This window comes from Pseudoalteromonas phenolica, assembly GCF_001444405.1.
Taxonomy (GTDB): domain Bacteria; phylum Pseudomonadota; class Gammaproteobacteria; order Enterobacterales; family Alteromonadaceae; genus Pseudoalteromonas; species Pseudoalteromonas phenolica.
Map to the genome: position 1 here is coordinate 1,074,718 of NZ_CP013187.1, position 21,969 is coordinate 1,096,686.

Genomic DNA, 21,969 nt, shown 5'->3' on the forward strand with positions numbered 1-21,969 from the left:
GGGTAGTGGAGTAGCACCGTGGCAACGAATCAATCAACCGATCTGACCTTAACCGATGGCACTGCTGGCGCTGGCTCTGAAGAGCAGCAAGAGCAAAAGTCGGGATATTTAAGCGCATTAAGTGGCGTTGATATGCTTCGCCAGGTGACTATTATTATTGCTTTAGCTATTTGTTTGGCCATTGCAATCGCGATCATCATTTGGGCGCGCCAACCTGATATGCGTCCACTGGGCCAGTACCCAACCGAAGAGTTAGTCCAGACTCTAGACTTTCTAGATGCTCAAAAAATTGATTATGAGCTCGAAGGCAACACCATCATGGTTGCCGAAACCGATTACCAAACCATAAAACTACAAATGGCCCGTGATGGTTTCACGCAAGCTCCAAGCTCTGGCACAGATATTCTGATGCAAGACATGGGCTTTGGTGTGAGCCAACGCCTAGAGCGAGAGCGCCTTAAGCATAGCCGAGAGCAACAACTAGCTCGTACCATTGAAGAACTGCAAGATATTAACCGTGCCAAAGTACTGTTAGCTATACCTAAAGAAAATGTATTTGCGCGTCGCGAAAAGAAGCCTTCTGCTACCGTGGTTATCACTTTAAAGCGTGGTAGAACGCTTGGCGGTGAAGAAGTTGATTCGATTGTAGATATCGTTGCTTCGGCAGTTCAAGGTTTAGAGCCTGCGCGAGTAACTGTAACAGACCAAAATGGACGTTTATTAAACTCAGGTTCACAAGATTCTTTAGCAGCACGCTCTCGAAAAGAATATGAGATTGAGCGTAAGCGCGAACAAGAATATTTAGAAAAGATTGATAGTATTCTTATTCCTGTTGTGGGTTTAGGTAAATACACCGCTCAAGTAGATCTAACCATGGATTTCAGTGCAGTTGAAGAGACGCAAAAGCGTTATAATCCTGATCTGCCTGCTGTACGCAGTGAAACCACGTTCGAAGAAAGCAATATTGGTGGTATTACAGCTGGTATTCCTGGTGCACTTACAAACCAGCCTCCGGTTAACTCAAACATACCTGAAATCGCCAATGGCAGTAATGCTCAAGGTTCCTCACCTACTCGCTCACAAAAAGAAGCCACCCGTAACTATGAATTAGATACAACTATTAGCCACAAACGTCAGCAAACAGGGGTTATTCGTCGCATCAGTGTGTCTGTGGCAGTGGATTATCTACCAAAACCTGATGCAGAAGGTAATATGACGATGGCACCTCGAAGCCAAGAAGAATTAATGAATATTCGTCGTCTACTTCAAGGTGGTGTGGGTTTTGATATGCAACGTGGCGATGCATTAGAAGTTGTAACCGTTCCATTTGTTCGTGAAGATATTATTGAACAAGCAGATCTGCCACTGTGGGAACAAGATTGGTTTATGAAAACAATCCGTCTTGCGCTTGGTGCATTGGTTATTATCGTGCTTATTCTGGCAGTTGTTCGTCCGATGCTGAAACGCCTGATTGACCCAGATGACACACTAGAAGACTTTGATGAAGATGCGTTAACAACCGGCGTAGACTTAGGTGATAGCACGTTAGATATGCTGAATAATGAGTTTGATTCATCAGCAGTTGGCTTCTCATCAGATGGTACTTTACAATTACCAGACTTACACGGCGACGAAGACTTACTGAAAGCAGTAAGAGCGCTTGTAGCCAATGAACCAGAATTATCATCACAAGTTGTGAAAGCGTGGTTAACGGAAGATGAGTAACGAAGAAGAACAAAAACAGCTCCCAGCAGCTTTTGATGTTGAGAAGCTTGATGGGGTTGATAAAGCCGCCATCTTATTACTGAGCTTAACAGAAGAAGATGCTGCACAAATTTTAAAGCATCTTGAGCCAAAGCAAGTGCAGAAGGTGGGTATGGCTATGGCAGCCTTAGACGACCTTTCACAAGCTAAGATCAGTGCGGTTCATAACCTCTTTATTGAGCAGATCCAAAGCTTCAGTACAATAGGTTTCCAATCTGAAGACTTTATTAAAAAAGCACTTACGGCCGCACTTGGTGAAGATAAAGCGGCAAGCCTAATTGACCAAATTGTCATGGGTTCTGGAGCGAAAGGTCTAGATTCATTGAAATGGATGGACTCAAAGCAAGTTGCCAATATTATTCGTAACGAGCACCCGCAGATCCAAACCATCGTATTAAGTTATTTAGAGCCAGAACAGTCCGCCGAAATTTTGTCGCAATTCCCTGAAAAAGTCCGCCTAGATTTGACTATGCGTATTGCGAACTTAGAAGAAGTTCAGCCAGCAGCACTACAAGAGCTAAATGAGATAATGGAGAAACAGTTCGCAGGTCAAGCCGGTGCGCAGGCTGCGAAAATGGGCGGCTTAAAAGCAGCAGCAGATATTATGAACTACCTAGACACCAATGTTGAAGGTCAGTTAATGGATTCAATCCGTGAGCACGATGAAGAGATGTCACAACAAATTCAAGATCTGATGTTTGTATTTGAGAACCTGATGGATGTCGAAGATCGCGGCATTCAAGCAATTCTTCGTGAAGTACAACAAGATGTATTGATGAAAGCAATTAAAGGTACTGACGATGCTCTGAAAGATAAGATCTTAGCGAATATGTCTAAACGTGCTGCAGAGATGATGGCTGATGACCTTGAAGCAATGCCACCAGTGCGTATTAGTGAAGTAGAAGCTGCGCAGAAAGAGATCTTGTCTACAGCTCGTCGTCTAGCTGATTCAGGTGAAATTATGTTGGGTGGCGGCGGCGGTGAAGAGTTCTTGTAATCAATGAGTGATAAAAAGTTTTATAAAGGCAGGCCAGTTGAAGGCGAAGCCATTGATGAATTGTTAAAAAGCTGGCCAATCCCAGATGTTAGTGAAGATCCAACTAAATTTTCTGGGCGCTCAACAGCGTTTGGCCAACCACTAGAGCAAGTTTATCAAAAGCAACATGCTCATGAAGGTGAACCTGAAACTCAAGAGCCTGAGGAGTTTCCAACACTTACTCTCGAAGAGCTCGAGCAAATCCGCCAAGATGCTTATGAAGAGGGCATTAAACAAGGTCACGAACAAGGTTATATAGAAGGATTCGATAAAGGGGTTACTGAGGGAAAAGAAGCCGGTTATAAAGAAGGCATCGAGATAGGCAAAGAGCAAGGCTTAAACGATGTTAAACCTCTGATTGAAGAAAAGCTGCAATATTTAAGTCAGTTAATAGAAGGTATGGCAGCGCCTCTAAATAAAGTAGATGAATCAGTAGAGAAGCAACTTGTTCACCTTGCCAAATTATTGGCGGAGCAAGTTGTGTTTAAAGAATTACAAACTAATCCAGAACTTATCTTAGTGGCACTTAAGAAATCTATAGATGCTCTACCTATGGGTGAGCAGGCAGTAAAAATACATTTAAACCCTGAAGATTTGAGCTTAGTAGAAGAAGCGTATGGAGCTGAGCATCTGCAACAACAACACTGGCAATTAGTAGCTGAGCCAACGCTAGAAAGAGGAGGTTGTGAAGTAAAAACAGCCCAATCTTCAATAGATATGACACTTAAAACTCGTATAAATGAAATTATGGAGAAGTTCTTGCATGATAGTGGTATCTAATACCAGTAATTATCATGCATGAGTGTCGAGAGTCCTTTAGCCGAGCGTCTAACACGCTATCAAAAACACATTAAGCCATTTGCTACGCCCGTCGCCGGCAGCTTGACTCGCGTTGTGGGGTTAACCCTCGAAGCGCGAGGTTTGAGTGCTCCTGTTGGCAGTCAATGTAAAATCGAAACCATTCGCGGCTTTGTCGATGCCGAAGTGATTGGCTTCAACGGCGATACACTTTATCTCATGCCAAACGATCACATTTCTGGCGTATTACCAGGTGCCCGAGTGATCCCCCAATTAAATGAAACTGGCTTACCAGTTGGTATGTGCTTACTAGGGCGAGTTGTTGATGGCCTTGGTAGACCATTAGATGGATTAGGTGCCATTGAGGCAGAGCACTACCTCAAATTTGCTCAAGACCCAATAAACCCTCTGGCAAGACGCCCAATCAGCCAACCTATGGATGTGGGTGTGCGCGCAATTAACTCAATAATTACCGTTGGGCAGGGTCAGCGTATGGGACTATTTGCCGGTAGTGGTGTGGGTAAATCAGTTTTACTTGGCATGATGACTCGTGGTAGTGAGGCGGATGTCATTGTCGTTGGTCTTGTTGGTGAGCGTGGCCGCGAAGTAAAAGAGTTTATTGATGAAATCTTAGGTCCTGAAGGTAGACGTCGCTCGGTTGTGGTTGCAGCTCCTGCGGATGCATCCCCTTTAATGCGTTTAAAAGGCTGCGAGAGTGCAGTGACTATTGCAGAGTATTTTCGAGATCAAGGGTTAAATGTCTTATTACTGTTAGATTCAGTGACGCGTTATGCTATGGCACAGCGTGAAATAGCACTGGCAGTTGGTGAGCCGCCAGCTACTAAAGGCTACCCGCCTTCAGTATTTGCAAAACTCCCTGCGCTGGTGGAGCGGGCAGGTAATGGAGGTGAAGGGCAAGGCTCTATCACGGCATTCTTCACTGTTTTAAGTGAAGGTGATGATATGCAAGATCCTATTGCTGATTCCGCACGTGCAATCCTAGACGGTCACATTGTTTTATCTCGTGAGCTGGCTGATAGCGGCCATTACCCAGCGATAGACATTGAAAAGTCCATTAGTCGTGTTATGCCACAAGTGGTTTCTGAGCCACATATGCAGCAAGCACGAGTACTCAAACAGGTTTACTCGATGTATCAGCAAAATAAAGACATGATCACACTAGGCGCCTATCAACAGGGAAGTGACCCTATGTTAGATCAAGCTATACAAATGATGCCGCAAGTGAATGGCTTTTTGCAGCAAGGTATGAAAGATGTATTGCGCTATGACGAGTGCTTACAAGGCCTTGCGCAGTTATTAGGACAAGGCTGATGGCGAAAAATAAATTAGACTTATTACTTAAACTTGAGACCGATAAAGAAGAGAACTTGCGCATTAATTATGTGCAAGCGCAGCAAAACTTTGTCAGTAACCAACAAAAACTTCAGGGCCTAAACGACTTTCGATTGGAGTATAGCCAACAACTTCATAACAGAGCCAAACAAGGTATGAGCTGTGAAAGTATCAAACAATACAATTCTTTCATTAATAAAATTGAAGAGGCGATAAATCAGCAAGCGACGACAGTAAGAACTGCGAAGCAAGTTGAAGAGCAGCGGCGAAAGCTGTGGTTAGCGCAGCAAGCTAAAACTAAGGCCATTGCTAAGTTGATTGAAAAGAAAGCAATTGAAAAGCAAGTAAAAGAAAATAAAGCAGAACAAAAAGTGCTAGATGAGTTTGCTACAAATATATTCATGAGACGTATTGCAAGCTAGTTTGGCTTAAATATTGCTTTATTTATATAGATTATAGAAATTAATACTAATGCGGCTTAGTGTTGCCGCTCTAAAAAGGTGTAGATATGCTTAATTTAAATTTAGAAGTGGATCTAAAATTGAGCCAAGCTGAAAAAGCAAGATTTGCCAGCGAAAAAGAACAAGCTGATAAAAGTGCTTTTTATTCTGAATTAGAGCGTGCAGAAAAAACATCTGCTAGAAATAGTGATATAGAACAACAAATACATAGCGAAGATAAAAAGTCATTCTCATCGCCAAAGCAAGAAAGTCCTCAAGGTGACAAAACCAATAAGGGAGATGAAGTTGATGCGGTTGACACTCAAGGGTCAGAACCAAAGCCGTCGTTGAACAATCATCTTGAACAATCTAACTCTAGTACGAATTCTGCTCAAGGCAATCAAGACCTTAACCAGTTAAGTACAACAAAGGAAGCTAACAATGATGTAAATACATATTTGCATCGGAGTGTTGGTGTATCTGACAATTCGCAGAGTCAAAATGCCCCCGAGAAAGTTTCCGATGAAAACGAAGTTAAAAACATCAATGAGCCGCGACAAAATGTACAGCAAAATACAACTTTCTCAACGCAAACTTCTGCCTATTCAAATCCACAAGCTGAGCCTTCAACTTCCGATAAATTACTTGCTCAGATACAGGCTTCTAATTCTCAAACAACAGATGTAAAGCAACATTTAGCGCCAGTACCTAAGGCTTTAAAAGATGTATTCTCTCAATTTGACGGCAGTAAAGAAAAGGTACCAACTGAGTTAGAAAAAAAGATTGATAAAATTTCGCCACCAGGACTAGGTCATGGAGAAGGTGAGACGATGAAAGCAACATCCTCTAAGTCCGATTTAGTCTCAATGTTGAACGAACAAAAAGCAGTCGTTAGTGTAGCGAATAATGAAGCTAAAGAGAAAGATGGGACGAGTTCTAAAGCAGTTATAGCCAGTAATTTACCCCAAGAAAGTCAGTCTTCTCGTAAAGAGGCAAAACAGTCTGAATCTAATGAACTTGAGCTGGTTAAAACTAACACCTTATCAGGTAAATCTGTTGAGGGACTATCGGAACCTATGAAAGCTCAAAAAAATAAAGGTGATAATCAATTAAACAATGCACTGGTGCAAGACGCGATGACGGTATCAGATAAAAAGTCTGCGCTTGTGCCTAATAGTGAAAAGGTTGACTCTAGTGTTACTCATAAGCCTACCGAGCGTAATGTAAAGCAAACTTCAGCCGACCTTGATACAGGGCTAAATGCGTCTTCTTCGCAGCCAAAACAACTTTTAAAAGAATCAAAAGATGACAATGTAACTATTTCTAATGAAGCCAAGATAGCGACCCATTTGGATAAGACATCTGAGCCTCAAAAAAGTACTACAATGACTCATGATAAAATGGCTAATTTGACAGATAAATCGGGCTCAATCCAAGGTGGTTTAGAGCAGCAAATTAAGTCGCTATCAAATGAAGAAAAGCGAGTACTCCAACAATCACTGCAACAAGCTATTGATAGTGGCAAGTTAGATGATGTGCAGTTAAAGCGTGCAGAGGAGGCGTTGACAATATTTAAGTCGAATCAGGAGTTAAAAACTCAAGACAACCAAAAGCCTGAGTTAAAATCTAATAACGCACTTACTAATACTGCAAATCAGACAAAACCCACAGTAGACTCTGTAAATTATAACAGCACAAAAGTCACTTCGCAGAGCTTATCTGAGGCAGCTCAAACATCAATTGAGCAATCTAAACATGAACAAGTTTCCACGGTTGACGCTTCTGAAGTAATACAGGCTAACCATGGGCAGTTTGATAAGTCAGTTCGAAAAGCTGAGATGAGCTCTCAAACAGAGAATATTTTTAAGTCTATAATACAACAGCCACAGTCAGTGAATGTTCAATCAACGCACGATCTAGATATTTCTCAATCTATGCAGCAATTTGATAGTGCCTTGCACACAGCTCAGACTCAGCAAAACTCACCCGTAGCTCAAAAAGCTAATTTAGATTCTAACCTTACTCAAGCCTTTAATTTGCAGAAAAATGATGCTGTAAAAGCATTGCATGACAAAGTAAATGCGATGCTAACTATTAATAATAAAGAAGCTGAAGTTCGTTTAGATCCGCCTGAGTTAGGAAGTATGCAAATTCGTATACGTAGCGAAGCAGAACAAGCACAGGTGAACTTTGTGGTACAAAATCAGCAAGCAAAAGAGGCATTAGAGCAATCTATGCCTAAACTAAAAGAGATGCTCGCAGAACAAGGGATCCAATTGGGCGAAAGTAATATTCAACAAGACTCTGGTTCAAGATCTGAGCAAGGTACTGATGAAGCTCAAGAACTTGGTCATTCAAAGCTTGCCAATCAGGAGCCACAAGCGCAAAATAGCGAACAAACCAGAACAAATTCAACAAGCAGTGAATCTGGCATAGATTACTACGCTTAACAGCTGCTAATATTGATTAAGATAAAATAAGAATTGAAGGCTAGGCATGGCAGAAGAAACTGATTTAGAAATTGAAGAGTCGGGCGGCGGTAAGAAAAAACTCATCATAATTATTGCTGCGGCCGTTGTATTAATTGCGGGTGCAGTTGGGGCTTTTTTGTTTCTTTCAGGTGACGAAGAGCAAGCGGAAACATTAGCAGAAGAAACCGTTGCCACAGAATCGGTTTCTGAGTCTTCAGGTGCAGAAATTGGTAGCGCCTTATATGTCGCTATGCCAAGACCTTTCGTGTTCAATGTGCCTGGTGCAAGTCGAGACCGAATTGTACAAATTAAAGTTCAGTTACTTGTTCGTGGTGACGTAAATGAAGAAGTTGCAAAGAAGCACATCCCTCTTATAGAAAGCACACTACTAGGCGTGCTTTCAACCACGACAGCAGATGAACTAAGCACGTCTGCAGGAAAAGAAACAATTCGTTTAACCGCGCTAGATAAAGTTCAAGCCGCAATGGAAGCTGTTGAAGGCAGTAAAGTCATTGAGCGTGTGTTATTCACCGGCTTTGTTATGCAGTAGCGAGGGCTAAGTGAGCGATTTATTATCCCAAGACGAAATTGATGCGCTCTTACATGGTGTTGATGAGGTCGAAGAAGACGATATAGCTGAAGAGGGCTCCGAGTCCTCTGCGGGCGCGTTGCAGTATGATTTTTCTTCTCAAGATCGTATTGTACGTGGCCGTATGCCTACTCTTGAAATCGTTAATGAACGATTTGCAAGACATATGCGGATCAGTCTATTTAATATGATGCGTCGTACCGCTGAAGTATCAATAAATGGCGTGCAAATGCTGAAGTTCGGTGAATATATCCACACTTTATTTGTGCCAACAAGTTTGAATATGGTGAGGTTCCGCCCGTTAAAAGGGACAGGGCTCATCACCATGGAAGCACGTTTAGTTTTTATACTCGTAGATAACTTCTTTGGTGGTGATGGTCGTTACCATGCAAAAATTGAAGGCCGAGAATTCACCCCAACTGAACGTCGTATCGTACAAATGCTGCTTAAAATCATTTTTGAAGATTATAAAGAAGCATGGGCGCCGGTAATGGATGTGTCTTTTGAGTACCTAGACTCAGAAGTAAACCCTGCGATGGCTAACATAGTAAGTCCTACAGAAGTTGTGGTTATTAGTTCATTCCATATTGAGTTAGATGGCGGCGGTGGTGACTTCCATATTTCACTACCATATTCAATGTTAGAGCCAATTCGAGAGCTGTTAGATGCTGGTGTTCAATCTGATACTGAAGACACGGATTTACGATGGAGTAAAGCGCTTCGTGACGAAATTATGGATGTCGAAGTCGAGATATCTACGCAGTTATTAGAAATAGATTTATCGTTAGAGCAAGTTATGGGTCTCAAAGCTGGAGATGTAATTCCAGTTGAAATGCCTGAGCATATAACGGTGTTTGTAGAAGATTTACCAACATTTAGAGCGAAAATGGGTCGCTCAAGAGATAATGTTGCACTGCAAATTAGTGAGAAAATTAAACGCCCTGAGTCTGTTAAATCTGAGCTGCATGTTTTCACCAAAGGTGGCAAGAAGCTCGACTCTGATGCAGAGTTGGCAGAGTTAGAGGAAGATTTACACCTATCTGAAGGTGTGGATTTAGATTGGTAAAGTTAACTATTAGGTTTTAAGTTATGAGCGATGATCAAGATACTATGGATGAATGGGCTGCAGCGTTAGCCGAAGCAGAAGGGTCTGATGACGGTGGAGATGTTGAAGTCGCTGAACTAGACGAACTACAAGATTCATCTCAAAATTTATCTGCAGAAGAAAAGCGTAAACTTGATACTATTTTAGATATCCCGGTCACCATTTCTATGGAGGTGGGTCGTTCTAAAATTAATATTCGAAATTTGCTTCAGCTTAACCAGGGCTCAGTGGTAGAGCTCGACAGAGTTGCTGGTGAACCTCTAGATGTACTGGTAAATGGCACGCTTATCGCTCATGGTGAAGTAGTTGTTGTGAATGATAAGTTTGGTATTCGTTTAACTGATGTAATCAGCCAAGTTGAACGCATTAAGAAATTACGATGAAAAAGAGCATACTTGGGGTTGCCGGAGTGTCCGCCCCAGCGTTTGCTGGGTCCAGTAACATTGGTCTAAGTAGTGATTTAGTGTCGATGAGCCTATCACTCTTTCTGGTGTTAGGCTTAATTGTAGGTATGGCAGTTCTTCTAAAGCGGCTAAACCCAAGCCTTGGTAATAGTCCAGATTTTAAAGTCGTAAGAAGTTTTCCTTTGGGTAATCGAGAGCGATTAATGGTAATTGAGTTGGATGGCAAGCATCACCTCCTGGGTGTCACTTCTCAAAACATTAATTACTTGTACCAGCTTGAAACCCGCTTGAGTGACCAAAATACCCCCGCATTTGCTAAAGAGTTAAGCCGATTTATGATGCCGGCCAATAAGAAGAATAAAACAGATGATTAAGTTTAGTGTAGGTATATTACTTTTGTTACTAGCGCCTTTTGCTGGCGCAGAAGGCATTGAAGCGCTAAGTGTTACGACTAATCCTGATGGTTCTCAAGAGTATTCCGTAACGCTTCAAGTTTTGGCTTTAATGACAGCTTTAAGTTTTATACCTGCTGCTGTCATTATGATGACTTCATTTACGCGTATTATTGTTGTTTTAGCCATATTAAGACAAGCGATCGGTTTGCAACAGTCTCCTTCGAACCAAATTTTACTCGGCATGTCGTTATTTTTGACCTTCTTCATCATGGCACCTATTTTTTCTCAAATTAATGATAGAGCGGTGCAACCATATTTGAATGAAGAGCTGACTTCGATTCAAGCTCTTGAACAAGCAAAAGAGCCCATAAAAGCATTTATGCTATCGCAGACCAGAATAAAAGATCTTGAAACCTTTGCGAAGATTGCAGGTTATGACAAGTTAGATAGCCCTGAAGACACGCCATTTGTTGTTATTATTCCAGCATTTGTCACCAGTGAATTACAAACCGCATTTATAATTGGTTTCATGTTTTTCATTCCATTTTTGATTGTTGACCTCGTTGTTGCCAGTGTTTTGATGGCCATGGGTATGATGATGCTATCGCCCATGATTGTTGCGTTGCCATTCAAGATCATGCTGTTTGTTCTTGTTGATGGTTGGGGGTTAGTTATGGGGACGCTTGCTCGAAGTTTTGGCCTAGGAGTCTAATATGGAACCAGAAGTTTTTGTCGACATATTAAGTGACGCGCTATTTGTTGTTATCAAACTCGTTGCTGCTATTGTACTTCCCGGTTTAATGGTGGGCTTAGTTGTTGCTGTGTTTCAAGCGGCAACCTCTATTAACGAACAGACACTAAGCTTTTTACCTCGTTTGATTATCACAATAATTGCATTGATTGTTGGCGGTCATTGGATGACTCAGGTTTTAATGGACTATTTTCAAGGGCTGATAATGCAAATACCTGAAATCGCAGGTTAAAATGGAATTTACTTTTGCTGTAATTTTACAGTGGCTCAGTGACTTTATCCTTCCTTTAGTGAGAGTCACAAGCATGATGATGATTATGGCCGGTCTGGGGGCGAAAAGTGTACCGACTCGCATAAAGTTAGCATTGTGCGTTGTGATCACCTTTGCAGCGATGCCTATGCTGCCAAAATCTCAATTTACTGACTTATTTTCTTTTGCCATGGTACTGGTAGTCATAGAAGAGATGATTATAGGTTTTGCCATTGGCTTTGCGTCAATGCTGCTATTAAATACATTTATCATTGCAGGTCAAATACTAGCAATGCAAACCGGCTTGGGTTTTGCGTCAGTTGTTGACCCTGCGAATGGCTTGAGTGTACCAGCAGTCGGTCAGTTTTACTTGATCCTTTCAACACTGCTCTTTTTTGTTTTTAATGGCCATTTGATGATGATTCAAATGGTGTTATATAGCTTTGAAAGTATTCCTATCGGTCAGTTTACTTGGTCGATTGATAATTATTGGCAAATCGTGAATTGGGGAGGGTGGATGTTTGCAACAGCTTTGGCGCTTTCTCTTGCTCCCTTAACCGCGATGTTAGTGATTAATCTTTCATTTGGTATTATTACCAGGGCTTCACCTCAGATGAATATTTTCGCGGTTGGTTTTGCATTTACACTCGTTGCAGGTTTAATGATTATATGGGCGACGCTGGGGAACTTCATTGTGCAATATGAATTTCAGTGGCTTAAAATGACAGAACTACTTTGTGATTTAATTGGATGCTCGGTGTAAGTTATGGCAGAAGATTCTGGTCAAGAGAGGACCGAAGAACCCACCGATAAGAAAATAAATGAGTCTCGCAAGAAAGGACAAGTTGCGCGTTCAAAGGATCTTGGCACTACTTTCGTGCTGATCTTCTCAGCGATTGCTTTATTGATGTATGGGCCTGCAATCGCGAAAGGCCTGTATAATATTATGGGTCGTGGATTAACTTTGAATCGAAATGAAACTTACGACACTACGAAAATGTTTTCTGTATGGGGGGAAATGTTTTCTGAAATATTTTTTCCGATGGCTATGTTTGTGTTTATCATCACAATCGCAGGTATTGTTGGAAATACCTTGTTGGGAGGTTTTAATTTCAGTTGGCAAGCCGCTGCACCCAAAGCAAGTAAAATGTCTCCAATGAAGGGGATTAAGCGTATGCTGGGACCGCAAGCTGCTATAGAGTTAGTGAAAGCTATTCTTAAATTTGTATTGGTTGCTGGCTTTGCAATTTTATTAATACAGATGTTTTTTTATGAAATTCTGCATTTGAGTATTGAACAGATCCCAAGTTCAATCATTCATGCCCTAGAAATTCTGGCTTGGATGTTTCTGGCGCTTAGTTGCACAATGATAATCATCTCAGCCATAGATGCGCCTTACCAAAGTTATAATCACCATAAACAATTGAAAATGACTCTACAAGAAGTGAAGGATGAGTACAAAAATTCTGAGGGTGATCCACAGATAAAAGCACGAATTCGTCGAACGCAGCGAGAAATGTCCCAAAGGCGCATGATGCAAGATGTGCCTGATGCTGATGTGGTTGTTACAAACCCGACGCACTATTCAGTTGCACTTAAATACGATACTGAAAAAGCGGGAGCGCCGATTGTGCTTGCTAAAGGTGTTGATGAATTAGCAATGCAAATCCGAAAAATAGCAAAAGGTAATGAGGTTCCTATCGTTGAGTCTCCGATCTTAACGCGTTCACTTTATCATACGACAGAAGTTGGCGACCAAATCCCTGATCAGCTTTTTACTGCCGTGGCCCAAGTCTTAGCGTATGTATTTCAGCTAAAACGGTTTCAGAAAGGTCGTGGTAGAAGACCAACTAAGCTCAGTAATAATTTACCTATCCCTGACGATGTAAAACATTAAACACGATAACTTTATTGGCTCACTAATTGCTTTATTAGACCAGTGTCAATATTTTGTAGTTGTTAAGTTATGGATTTTAAAGCAGTTTTACAAGGTTTTAATGAAAATAAAAAAGACTATGCAAAAGGGGTCGGAACGCCACTTTTAGTGCTTGCGGCTTTGGGCATGGTAATTTTGCCTTTACCTCCATTTCTTTTAGATATCTTATTCTCTTTCAATATTGCTTTGGCACTGGTGGTATTACTCGTTACCGTTTACACCATGAAACCATTGGAATTTGGCATGTTCCCAGCGGTTCTGCTTATTGCAACTATCATGCGATTAGCCTTAAATGTTGCTAGTACTCGTGTTGTGTTACTTGAAGGTCATAATGGTGGAGATGCTGCGGGTAAGGTAATTGAAGCGTTTGGTTCAGTGGTTATTGGAGGCAATTATGCTGTTGGCCTTGTTGTCTTCTTAATCCTCATTATTATCAACTTTGTGGTTATTACCAAGGGTGCTGGGCGTATTTCTGAAGTATCTGCGCGTTTCACACTAGATGCAATGCCAGGTAAGCAGATGGCAATTGATGCTGATTTAAATGCAGGCTTTATTAGTGCGGATGAAGCGCGTAAGCGCCGCGACGAAGTAACACGTGAAGCAGATTTTTATGGTTCAATGGATGGTGCCAGTAAGTTCGTGAAAGGCGATGCCATAGCAGGTATTGTAATCTTAGCAATCAATATCATTGGTGGTTTATTTGTTGGTATGATCCAACACGACCTATCGTTTTCAAGAGCGATGGAAGTATACACTCTACTTACCATTGGAGATGGTCTAGTTGCACAGCTCCCTTCTTTGTTACTTTCAATTGGCACAGCAATCGTAGTTACTCGCCAAAACGAATCTCATAACATGGGCGAGCAGTTTAAAACTCAATTGGGTAATGAGAAGTCTCTCTATATTGCTGCTGGTATCTTAATCACGATGGGTTTGGTGCCGGGTATGCCACATATTGCATTTTTAAGCTTAGGTGCGCTCCTTGGTTATTTGGCTTATTACACTCAACAGCAAAAAGCGAAAGCTGATGAAGAGCAAGCGCAACAGGAAGCTAAAGGCGGAGATGTTGCAGCTAAACAACAAGATCAAAAAGAACTTGGTTGGGATGATGTTCAACCAGTCGATGTTATAGGCCTAGAAGTCGGTTACCGTTTAATTCCACTTGTAGATCAGGCGCAAGGTGGTGAGCTGTTAAGCCGCATTAAAGGTGTTCGTAAGAAGCTTTCACAAGAACTTGGCTTCTTGGTTCCGCCTGTTCACATCCGTGATAATCTTGAATTAGATCCAAATGAATATCGTATCACCTTGATGGGGGTAGGTTCAGGCAATGGTGAATTAAAGCATGGTGATGAATTAGCTATAAACCCAGGGCAAGTATTTGGCCCAATCAATGGCGTAGCAACTACGGATCCAGCCTTTGGCTTAGAGGCAGTTTGGATTAAGCCTGAGCAAAAAGATGAAGCGCATTCATTAGGCTATACAGTAGTAGATGCAGCGACTGTTGTCGCAACTCATATTAGCCAATTGCTAACAAATAATGCGTCATTACTACTAGGACATGAAGAAGTTCAGAATCTATTAGACATGCTTGCTAAATCCCACCCTCGACTAGTGGAAGGTTTAGTGCCTGATATTTTACCTCTTACAACAGTGGTTAAAGTACTTCAAAATCTATTGAATGAAGGGGTTGCTATTCGTGATATGCGTTCGATTGTTCAAACTCTTGTTGAATACGGTCCGCGCAGTCAAGACCCTGATGTATTAACCTCTGCAGTGCGAATTTCACTGCGTAGATTAATCGTTCAAGACGCCGTTGGCGGTGCTGATGAAATCCCTGTCATAACATTGGCACCTGAGTTGGAACAGATGTTGCATCAGTCACTTCAGAACGCGGGTGATGAAGGGGCTGGAATTGAGCCAGGCCTTGCGGAGCGACTTCAAGCATCATTAAGAGAAGCGCACCAAACGCAAGAAATGCTAGGCGACCCATCCATCCTTCTAACCTCAGGTATGTTAAGAAGTGTGCTTTCAAGGTTTGTCAAACATACGATCCCAGGTCTTCGAGTGATGTCATATCAAGAAGTACCAGATGAAAGACAAATCAAAATTGTGAGCTCAGTTGGACAATAAATAGGAATAAAGGGGTTGTGACATGAAGATTAAACGTTTTTTCGCCAAAGATATGCGTACAGCATTAAAAGAAGTTAAAGAAGAGCTTGGTGTCGATGCTGTTATTATGTCAAACAAGAAATTGGCAGACGGTGTAGAAATTGTTGCAGCCGTGGATAACGAGAGAGCGCCAGAAAAACCTGCTGAACAGTCACAAGTAAATACTATTCCCGCTCAGTCTCAGCCTGCGCAAACTCGCTTTATTCGTCCAGAACCACAACGTGCCAAACCAGAGCCTCAAGCCCAAGTTGCAGATAGTCTACAAGCACTGTTAGACAGACAAGCACCAAAACCTCGCTCACCAGAGCTTGCGTCTATGTTTTCCCAGTCAGGAATTAATACAGATGAAGTTTTTAAACCTCGCCAAACTCCTGAAGAGCGTTTTGAGCGTCCAACCTCACCTCAAAGCTTCAGAGCAGAGCCAAAAGTAAAAAATCAACAACAGTCTCAGTCTTGGAGTTTCGATGATGACCTAGATACAGGGTTTTCTGATGACTTTGAGCCTGCGCCTAAGCAAGTAGATGAAATGGCAACAATGAGAGAAGAGATGAATGCCATCCGCCAGCTACTTGAACATCAAGTTTCAGGCTTGATGAAGCAAGAAATGGAAAGAAGAGACCCAACGAGAGCGTGTTTAGTTGACCGCTTGCAAGGTATGGGAGTAGATAAGGAGGTTGCCGAGCAAATGGCTTGCTTTATTCCTGACGATGTATCAAGGAAAGAAGCATGGAATTCGCTGCTGGAAATGGTAGCTAATCAGATGCATACAACAAACAATGATATACTTCGCCAAGGTGGTGTATATGCATTAGTTGGCCCAACAGGTGTAGGTAAGACAACCACAGTCGCAAAACTTGCTGCACTAGGCGCGCAAAAGTATGGTGCTGATAAAGTTGCATTGATCACAACAGACACATATAGAATTGGTGCTTACGAACAGCTTGCGACTTATGGCCGAATTATTGGTTGTCCGGTAAAACAAGTAAAAGATGCCAATGAATTAGCGGAAGTTTTATATCATTTACGCAATAAGCGTCTAGTATTAATAGATACGGCGGGCATGAGTCAAAGAGACATTCGTTTGACAGAGCAACTTAATACATTAATGAGAAGTGCTAGAGTCGACATTCGTAGCTATTTGGTTTTAAGTGCAACATCACAGATGCATGTACTTCAAGAAGCGGTAAGACATTTCCAAAAAGTGAATTTAAGTGGTTGTATTTTTACAAAACTTGATGAATGTCTAAGTTTAGGCGAGATTATTAGTATTGCGATTCAAAATCGTTTGCCAATAGGGTATCTTACTAACGGTCAACGAGTGCCAGAAGACATTCGTGTAGCAAATGCTCATAAAATGGTCAAAAAGGCTGAGCAATTGTATTTAAAGAGAATAAAAGCACAACATTCGCGACGTGTACCTGTAGCGTCTCAGACAGTAGGAATGTATGATTAACACAGTATTAGATCAAGCAAGTGGCCTGCGTAGAATGAATCAAAATGGCAACCATGGCGTAAAAGTAATTGCAGTAACGGGTGGAAAAGGGGGCGTTGGTAAAACCAATGTCTCGTTGAATACGGCTATTGCACTTGGTCAGCAAGGAAATAGAGTACTCGTTTTAGATGCCGACTTAGGTTTGGCAAATTGTGACGTGATGCTTGGTTTAAGAGTAGAAAAAAACCTATCTCACGTACTATCTGGTGAGTGTGAGTTAGACGAAATTTTAGTCGAAGGGCCTGCTGGCATTAAAATTGTCCCCGCAACGTCGGGCTCTCAAAATATGGTAGAGTTGACACCAGCCGAACATGCCGGACTTATTCGTGCATTTAGCGAATTAAATACTGAGTTTGACATTTTAATTGTCGATACCGCTGCAGGTATTTCAGATATGGTTCTCAGTTTTTCACGAGCTGCGCAAGATGTCATGGTTGTGGTGTGTGATGAACCAACATCAATTACTGATGCCTATGCATTAATTAAAGTTCTCAGCCGTGAACATGGTGTTTATCGTTTTAAAATTGTCGCAAACATGGTTAGAAGCTTACGTGAAGGGCAAGAGCTTTTTGCTAAACTATCAAAAGTTACCGACAGATTCTTAGATGTTGCACTAGAATTAGTGGCAACCATTCCGTTTGATGAAAATATGCGTAAATCTTCGCGCCGTCAAAAGACCATTGTTGAGTTATTTCCAAACTCACCAGCGGCTGTTGCATTTAGAGGGTTGGCGGGTAAAGCAGTTAAATGGCCAATACCACATCAACCTTCTGGCCATTTAGAGTTTTTTATTGAACAGCTAGTCAACGGGTAATTATGTCGTCATCGATGGGTAAAGCGATGGGCTATCAAACTACAGACAATCTTAACAGAGTGATAGAGCGTCATACCGGTCTCGTCAAAAAAGTGGCGTGTCATTTATTGGCGCGCTTGCCTGCAAATATTCAGTTAGATGATCTCGTTCAATCAGGCATGATTGGTTTGATCGAAGCCTCAAAAAACTTTGATGCGAGTAAGGGCGCCAGTTTTGAAACCTTTGCTGGGATTCGAATTCGAGGCGCTATGTTAGATGAAATTCGCCGTGGCGATTGGGCACCAAGAAGTGTTCATAAAAATAGTCGCATGGTATCTGAGGCGATCTCTAACCTTGAGAGTGAGCTAGGTCGAGAGCCTAAAGACACTGAAATCGCTGAAAAACTTGATATTACTCTAGATGAGTACCATCATATTCTACATGACGTTAACGCGAGTAAAATCATTGGTATTGAAGATTTAGGTGTCGATGAAGACGTAATCACTCCAGTTAACAATGATTTAGCGCTAGACAAACCGTTCAATAACGTTAAAAATGAGCGTTTTAATGAATCGTTGGTAACAGCGATCCAATCGTTACCGGAAAGAGATGCGCTTGTCTTATCTCTTTACTATAACGACGAAATGAATTTAAAAGAAATAGGGCAAATACTCGATGTGAGTGAATCACGAGTAAGCCAAATACATGGGCAGGCAATGATTAGGCTTAGGGCTAAAATCAATGACTGGGTCAATTAGAGTAATAATAATAGGTTCAAACCTCACTGGAGGATGTTTTGGATAAAAACATGAAAATTCTTGTGGTTGATGATTTTTCTACGATGAGAAGAATAATCAAAAACCTACTGAGAGACTTAGGTTTTACAAACGTACAAGAAGCAGATGATGGTAGCACAGCTTTGCCTATGCTTCAGAATCAAGAATTTGATTTCGTAGTCACAGACTGGAACATGCCAGGCATGCAGGGTATAGATCTTCTTCGAGCTATTCGTGCAGATGACAGCCTTAAACATATACCAGTACTTATGGTGACAGCAGAAGCGAAAAAAGAACAAATTGTTGCTGCTGCGCAAGCAGGTGTTAATGGTTATATCGTTAAGCCATTCACTGCCGGAACACTGAAAACAAAACTAGAAAAAGTGTTTGAACGTTTAGGCTAAATAATTAAGAAGGAGAGGCGGATGTCAGCACCTTCTGTGCCTCAAATAACACTTGAACAAGCTAAGCAATTAGTGGCTTATCTTGAACAAGGCGAGCAAGATAAAGCAGATGAATTGATCATGGAAGCTGCGAGTAAGGAGCAATCTGAACTTTTTGCTGAAGTGGGTAAGTTGACTCGTCAGTTACACGAGTCTCTGAAAAATTTTGAGCTTGATACACGTATTGCTGATTTGACGACAGAAGCCTTACCTGATGCTAAAGAACGTTTAAATTATGTCATGGAAATGACAGAAAATGCTGCCAATAAGACGATGGACGCAGTTGAAGCAAGCTTACCACTCGCGCAACAGCTTGCAGACGATTTATCTGATATAAAACCAATTTGGGATCGCCTGATGAGACGAGACATTCAACTTGGTGAATTTAAGTCTCTTTGTCATGACTTAGATAAGTTCATGCAAGGTTCTCAGTCTACAACTGACGAACTTCAAGGTCATATGACAAATGTTTTGATGGCCCAAGACTATCAAGATTTAACCGGTCAGGTAATTCGGCGTGTAATAGAATTAGTCAGAGAAGTTGAAGATAGTTTAATTCATTTATTAACAGTATTTGGCACGGCAGAAGAACCCCAAGCAAAACTAAAAGAAAATATTGAAGAGGTTCAGATTGCTGAAATGGATCCTGCTGATATTTCGGGACCAGAAGGCCCGATTATGAATGCAGAATCTAGAGAAGATGTCGTATCTAATCAAGATGAGGTCGACGATTTACTGTCGAGCTTAGGCTTCTAATAGGAGAGTGTATACATGAGCTTTGAAGTCGATGAAGATATACTACAAGACTTTCTTGTTGAAGCTGGTGAAATATTAGAGCTGTTATCTGAGCAGCTTGTTGAGCTAGAAAATAACCCTGAAGATAAAGAATTACTGAATGCTATTTTTAGAGGTTTCCACACGGTAAAAGGTGGAGCAGGCTTTTTAAGCATGACCGAGCTTGTTGATGCTTGTCATGGTGCTGAAAACGTCTTCGATGTTTTAAGGCAAGGCCAGCGTTCTGTTTCTCCAGAGTTGATGGATGTCATTCTTCAATCACTCGATACCATAAACGAAATGTTCGCTCATATTCAAAACCGTGAGCAACCAGACCCTGCAGATCCGGCACTACTCGAAACGTTGCACCAACTAAGCAAGCCAGAATCTGAGGATGAACAGATTTCAATTTCAAATGCTGAACCAGAGGCCGCTGTAGAAGAAGCACCACAAGCGGATTTATCTGCTGATGATATTCTTTTTGATATTGATACCGATGATGTAGCTGGTGAAACTACTTCAGAAAGTATTGATGAAATAACAGAAGACGAATTTGAAAGTTTGCTCGACGAGCTGCATGGTGCAGGTAAAGGTCCTGCGATTGAACAACCTTCTTCATCGCCATCTAGTATTGAAGATGGAGACATAACCGATGATGAGTTTGACAGTTTATTAGATGAACTCCATGGTGTGGGCAGTTTCGGCGCTATTGATACGCCTTCTCAGGCAAAAGCCGAAACGACTCAGGCTGCTGCTCCTTCACAACCTTCCTCAGCATCAAGCGATGACGAAATCAATGATGAAGAGTTCGAAGCGCTATTAGATGAACTTCATGGTAAGGGGGGGGCTCCAAAGTCGTTAGAACCCGCAGAACCCCCAAAAGCAGCTCCAAGCCCACAACCAAAGAAACCAGAGCCTGTTACTGCGAAACCTGTAGCTAAGCCAAAACCTGCGCCTCAGCCAGCTAAATCTGCTCCAACACCTGCACCTGCGGCGAAAGCACAAACTGCACAGGCATCGGCTAAAAAGCCGCCTGCACCTCAAGCTGAAACAACCGTTCGTGTTGATACTAAGCGTCTAGACCAAATAATGAATATGGTTGGTGAATTAGTATTGGTAAGAAATCGCCTTGTAAGTTTAGCTAACAACTCTAGCAGTGAAGCTATGGGTAAAGCGATTTCTAACCTTGATGTGGTTACTGCCGATTTGCAAGGTGCAGTAATGAAAACTCGAATGCAACCGATCAAGAAAGTATTTGGTAGGTTCCCTCGTGTTGTTCGTGACTTAGCGAGAAGCTTGAAGAAAGACATTAATCTTATCCTCGAAGGTGAAGAGACAGATTTAGATAAAAATTTAGTTGAAGCACTTGCCGACCCACTTGTTCACTTAGTACGGAACTCTGTAGATCATGGTATTGAAATGCCTGATGTTCGTGAGGCATCAGGTAAACCTCGTACAGGCACAGTGACGCTCTCGGCATCTCAAGAGGGTGATCATATTCTGTTGACCATCAAAGATGATGGTGCAGGTATGGATGCTGAAAAACTGAAAAAAATAGCCATTAATAAAGGTGTTATTGATTCAGACCAGGCAAGTCGTTTATCTGACACAGAAGCTTATAACCTCATTTTTGCACCTGGATTTTCGACCAAGGAAGAGATTTCAGATATTTCTGGTCGTGGTGTTGGGATGGACGTTGTTAAAACGAAAATCACTCAACTTAACGGTTCTGTCAATATCCAATCAGAACTAGGTGTAGGCACTATCCTTGAGATAAAAGTGCCTCTGACACTGGCAATTTTACCAACATTAATGGTTGTAGTAGGTGAGCAAACCTTTGCTTTGCCGCTTGCAGGCGTTAGTGAAATATTCCATTTAGACTTAACAAAAACCAATGTTGTAGATGGACAGCTAACGATTATTGTTCGTGAAAAAGCAATTCCTTTATTCTATTTAGAACACTGGCTTGTAAAAGGCGCAGATAGATCAACGAAGAAAGCTGAAGGACATGTTGTAATTGTTCAAATAGGTACACAGCAGGTTGGATTTGTTGTTGACTCCCTTATTGGTCAAGAAGAAGTGGTGATAAAGCCGCTCGATGCCTTATTACAAGGTACACCAGGTATGGCTGGAGCAACAATTACTTCTGACGGTGGGATAGCATTAATCTTGGATGTGCCAAATATGCTAAAACACTATGCAGGTAAGTAACCTTCATTAGCAAAAAAGA

21 protein-coding genes are annotated in these 21,969 nt (G+C 41.7%); all 21 read left to right on the forward strand.

Going from position 1 to position 21,969, the window contains the following annotated elements:
* Positions 1–18 precede the first annotated feature (18 nt).
* Positions 19–1,725: a flagellar basal-body MS-ring/collar protein FliF gene (fliF, locus tag PP2015_RS04810; protein WP_058029195.1), complete on the forward strand. Its 1,707-nt coding sequence runs from the start codon at positions 19–21 to the stop codon at positions 1,723–1,725.
* Positions 1,718–2,761: a flagellar motor switch protein FliG gene (gene fliG, locus PP2015_RS04815; RefSeq protein ID WP_058029196.1), complete on the forward strand. Its 1,044-nt coding sequence runs from the start codon at positions 1,718–1,720 to the stop codon at positions 2,759–2,761. The genes fliF and fliG overlap by 8 nt, the downstream gene beginning before the upstream one ends.
* A gap of 3 nt (positions 2,762–2,764) precedes the next feature.
* Positions 2,765–3,580 carry a flagellar assembly protein FliH gene (gene fliH / locus PP2015_RS04820; protein ID WP_058029197.1) on the forward strand — a complete coding sequence of 272 codons (816 nt, stop codon included), beginning with the start codon at positions 2,765–2,767 and terminating at the stop codon, positions 3,578–3,580.
* 18 nt (positions 3,581–3,598) lie between these two features.
* Positions 3,599–4,930 carry a flagellar protein export ATPase FliI gene (fliI, locus tag PP2015_RS04825; RefSeq protein ID WP_058029198.1) on the forward strand — a complete coding sequence of 444 codons (1,332 nt, stop codon included), beginning with the start codon at positions 3,599–3,601 and terminating at the stop codon, positions 4,928–4,930.
* A complete protein-coding gene (gene fliJ / locus PP2015_RS04830; RefSeq protein ID WP_058029199.1) occupies positions 4,930–5,373 on the forward strand; it encodes a flagellar export protein FliJ in 444 nt (147 codons plus the stop codon). The genes fliI and fliJ overlap by 1 nt, the downstream gene beginning before the upstream one ends.
* Positions 5,374–5,459: 86 nt before the next feature.
* Positions 5,460–7,841: a flagellar hook-length control protein FliK gene (locus PP2015_RS04835; protein ID WP_058029200.1), complete on the forward strand. Its 2,382-nt coding sequence runs from the start codon at positions 5,460–5,462 to the stop codon at positions 7,839–7,841.
* Positions 7,842–7,887: 46 nt separating this feature from the next.
* Positions 7,888–8,412: a flagellar basal body-associated protein FliL gene (gene fliL / locus PP2015_RS04840; protein ID WP_058029201.1), complete on the forward strand. Its 525-nt coding sequence runs from the start codon at positions 7,888–7,890 to the stop codon at positions 8,410–8,412.
* Between the two features lie 10 nt (positions 8,413–8,422).
* A complete protein-coding gene (fliM, locus tag PP2015_RS04845; RefSeq protein ID WP_058029202.1) occupies positions 8,423–9,517 on the forward strand; it encodes a flagellar motor switch protein FliM in 1,095 nt (364 codons plus the stop codon).
* A gap of 23 nt (positions 9,518–9,540) precedes the next feature.
* Entirely contained in the window at positions 9,541–9,939 is a 399-nt protein-coding gene (fliN, locus tag PP2015_RS04850) for a flagellar motor switch protein FliN (protein ID WP_058029203.1), read from the forward strand.
* Positions 9,936–10,334 (forward strand): flagellar biosynthetic protein FliO, encoded by a 399-nt coding sequence (gene fliO / locus PP2015_RS04855; RefSeq protein ID WP_128724099.1) that lies wholly within the window; start codon positions 9,936–9,938, stop codon positions 10,332–10,334. The genes fliN and fliO overlap by 4 nt, the downstream gene beginning before the upstream one ends.
* A complete protein-coding gene (gene fliP, locus PP2015_RS04860; RefSeq protein ID WP_058029204.1) occupies positions 10,327–11,067 on the forward strand; it encodes a flagellar type III secretion system pore protein FliP in 741 nt (246 codons plus the stop codon). Before fliO ends, fliP begins: the two co-directional genes overlap by 8 nt.
* 1 nt (position 11,068) lies before the next feature.
* Positions 11,069–11,338: a flagellar biosynthesis protein FliQ gene (gene fliQ / locus PP2015_RS04865; protein ID WP_058029205.1), complete on the forward strand. Its 270-nt coding sequence runs from the start codon at positions 11,069–11,071 to the stop codon at positions 11,336–11,338.
* A gap of 1 nt (position 11,339) precedes the next feature.
* Positions 11,340–12,119 carry a flagellar biosynthetic protein FliR gene (gene fliR, locus PP2015_RS04870; RefSeq protein ID WP_058029206.1) on the forward strand — a complete coding sequence of 260 codons (780 nt, stop codon included), beginning with the start codon at positions 11,340–11,342 and terminating at the stop codon, positions 12,117–12,119.
* 3 nt (positions 12,120–12,122) lie between these two features.
* Positions 12,123–13,253, forward strand: coding sequence for a flagellar biosynthesis protein FlhB (flhB, locus tag PP2015_RS04875; protein ID WP_058029207.1), 1,131 nt, complete (start codon positions 12,123–12,125; stop codon positions 13,251–13,253).
* A 69-nt stretch (positions 13,254–13,322) separates the two neighbouring features.
* A complete protein-coding gene (gene flhA, locus PP2015_RS04880) occupies positions 13,323–15,422 on the forward strand; it encodes a flagellar biosynthesis protein FlhA (RefSeq protein ID WP_058029208.1) in 2,100 nt (699 codons plus the stop codon).
* A 22-nt stretch (positions 15,423–15,444) separates the two neighbouring features.
* Complete coding sequence (gene flhF / locus PP2015_RS04885) at positions 15,445–16,914, forward strand: flagellar biosynthesis protein FlhF (RefSeq protein WP_058029209.1); 1,470 nt, start codon at positions 15,445–15,447, stop codon at positions 16,912–16,914.
* A complete protein-coding gene (locus PP2015_RS04890; protein WP_058029210.1) occupies positions 16,907–17,767 on the forward strand; it encodes a MinD/ParA family ATP-binding protein in 861 nt (286 codons plus the stop codon). Before flhF ends, PP2015_RS04890 begins: the two co-directional genes overlap by 8 nt.
* A gap of 26 nt (positions 17,768–17,793) precedes the next feature.
* The gene (locus PP2015_RS04895; protein WP_058031542.1) at positions 17,794–18,504 is read left to right on the forward strand and encodes an RNA polymerase sigma factor FliA; all 711 of its coding nucleotides are present in this window, start codon (positions 17,794–17,796) and stop codon (positions 18,502–18,504) included.
* A gap of 38 nt (positions 18,505–18,542) precedes the next feature.
* Positions 18,543–18,926, forward strand: coding sequence for a chemotaxis response regulator CheY (gene cheY, locus PP2015_RS04900; RefSeq protein WP_010364893.1), 384 nt, complete (start codon positions 18,543–18,545; stop codon positions 18,924–18,926).
* Between the two features lie 21 nt (positions 18,927–18,947).
* Positions 18,948–19,721, forward strand: a complete 774-nt coding sequence (locus PP2015_RS04905) for a protein phosphatase CheZ (RefSeq protein ID WP_058029211.1) — start codon at positions 18,948–18,950, stop codon at positions 19,719–19,721.
* 15 nt (positions 19,722–19,736) lie between these two features.
* Positions 19,737–21,950, forward strand: a complete 2,214-nt coding sequence (locus tag PP2015_RS04910) for a chemotaxis protein CheA (protein ID WP_058029212.1) — start codon at positions 19,737–19,739, stop codon at positions 21,948–21,950.
* Positions 21,951–21,969: the final 19 nt, after the last annotated feature.

Bases quoted from the DNA above. Each gene is read 5' to 3' on its own strand.
- fliG (WP_058029196.1), top strand. From the start codon at position 1,718: ATGAGTAACGAAGAAGAACAAAAACAGCTCCCAGCAGCTTTTGATGTT.
- fliH (WP_058029197.1), top strand. From the start codon at position 2,765: ATGAGTGATAAAAAGTTTTATAAAGGCAGGCCAGTTGAAGGCGAAGCC.
- fliI (WP_058029198.1), top strand. From the start codon at position 3,599: ATGAGTGTCGAGAGTCCTTTAGCCGAGCGTCTAACACGCTATCAAAAA.
- fliJ (WP_058029199.1), top strand. From the start codon at position 4,930: ATGGCGAAAAATAAATTAGACTTATTACTTAAACTTGAGACCGATAAA.
- PP2015_RS04835 (WP_058029200.1), top strand. From the start codon at position 5,460: ATGCTTAATTTAAATTTAGAAGTGGATCTAAAATTGAGCCAAGCTGAA.
- fliL (WP_058029201.1), top strand. From the start codon at position 7,888: ATGGCAGAAGAAACTGATTTAGAAATTGAAGAGTCGGGCGGCGGTAAG.
- fliN (WP_058029203.1), top strand. From the start codon at position 9,541: ATGAGCGATGATCAAGATACTATGGATGAATGGGCTGCAGCGTTAGCC.
- fliO (WP_128724099.1), top strand. From the start codon at position 9,936: ATGAAAAAGAGCATACTTGGGGTTGCCGGAGTGTCCGCCCCAGCGTTT.
- fliP (WP_058029204.1), top strand. From the start codon at position 10,327: ATGATTAAGTTTAGTGTAGGTATATTACTTTTGTTACTAGCGCCTTTT.
- fliQ (WP_058029205.1), top strand. From the start codon at position 11,069: ATGGAACCAGAAGTTTTTGTCGACATATTAAGTGACGCGCTATTTGTT.
- fliR (WP_058029206.1), top strand. From the start codon at position 11,340: ATGGAATTTACTTTTGCTGTAATTTTACAGTGGCTCAGTGACTTTATC.
- flhB (WP_058029207.1), top strand. From the start codon at position 12,123: ATGGCAGAAGATTCTGGTCAAGAGAGGACCGAAGAACCCACCGATAAG.
- flhA (WP_058029208.1), top strand. From the start codon at position 13,323: ATGGATTTTAAAGCAGTTTTACAAGGTTTTAATGAAAATAAAAAAGAC.
- flhF (WP_058029209.1), top strand. From the start codon at position 15,445: ATGAAGATTAAACGTTTTTTCGCCAAAGATATGCGTACAGCATTAAAA.
- PP2015_RS04890 (WP_058029210.1), top strand. From the start codon at position 16,907: ATGATTAACACAGTATTAGATCAAGCAAGTGGCCTGCGTAGAATGAAT.
- PP2015_RS04895 (WP_058031542.1), top strand. From the start codon at position 17,794: ATGGGCTATCAAACTACAGACAATCTTAACAGAGTGATAGAGCGTCAT.
- PP2015_RS04905 (WP_058029211.1), top strand. From the start codon at position 18,948: ATGTCAGCACCTTCTGTGCCTCAAATAACACTTGAACAAGCTAAGCAA.
- PP2015_RS04910 (WP_058029212.1), top strand. From the start codon at position 19,737: ATGAGCTTTGAAGTCGATGAAGATATACTACAAGACTTTCTTGTTGAA.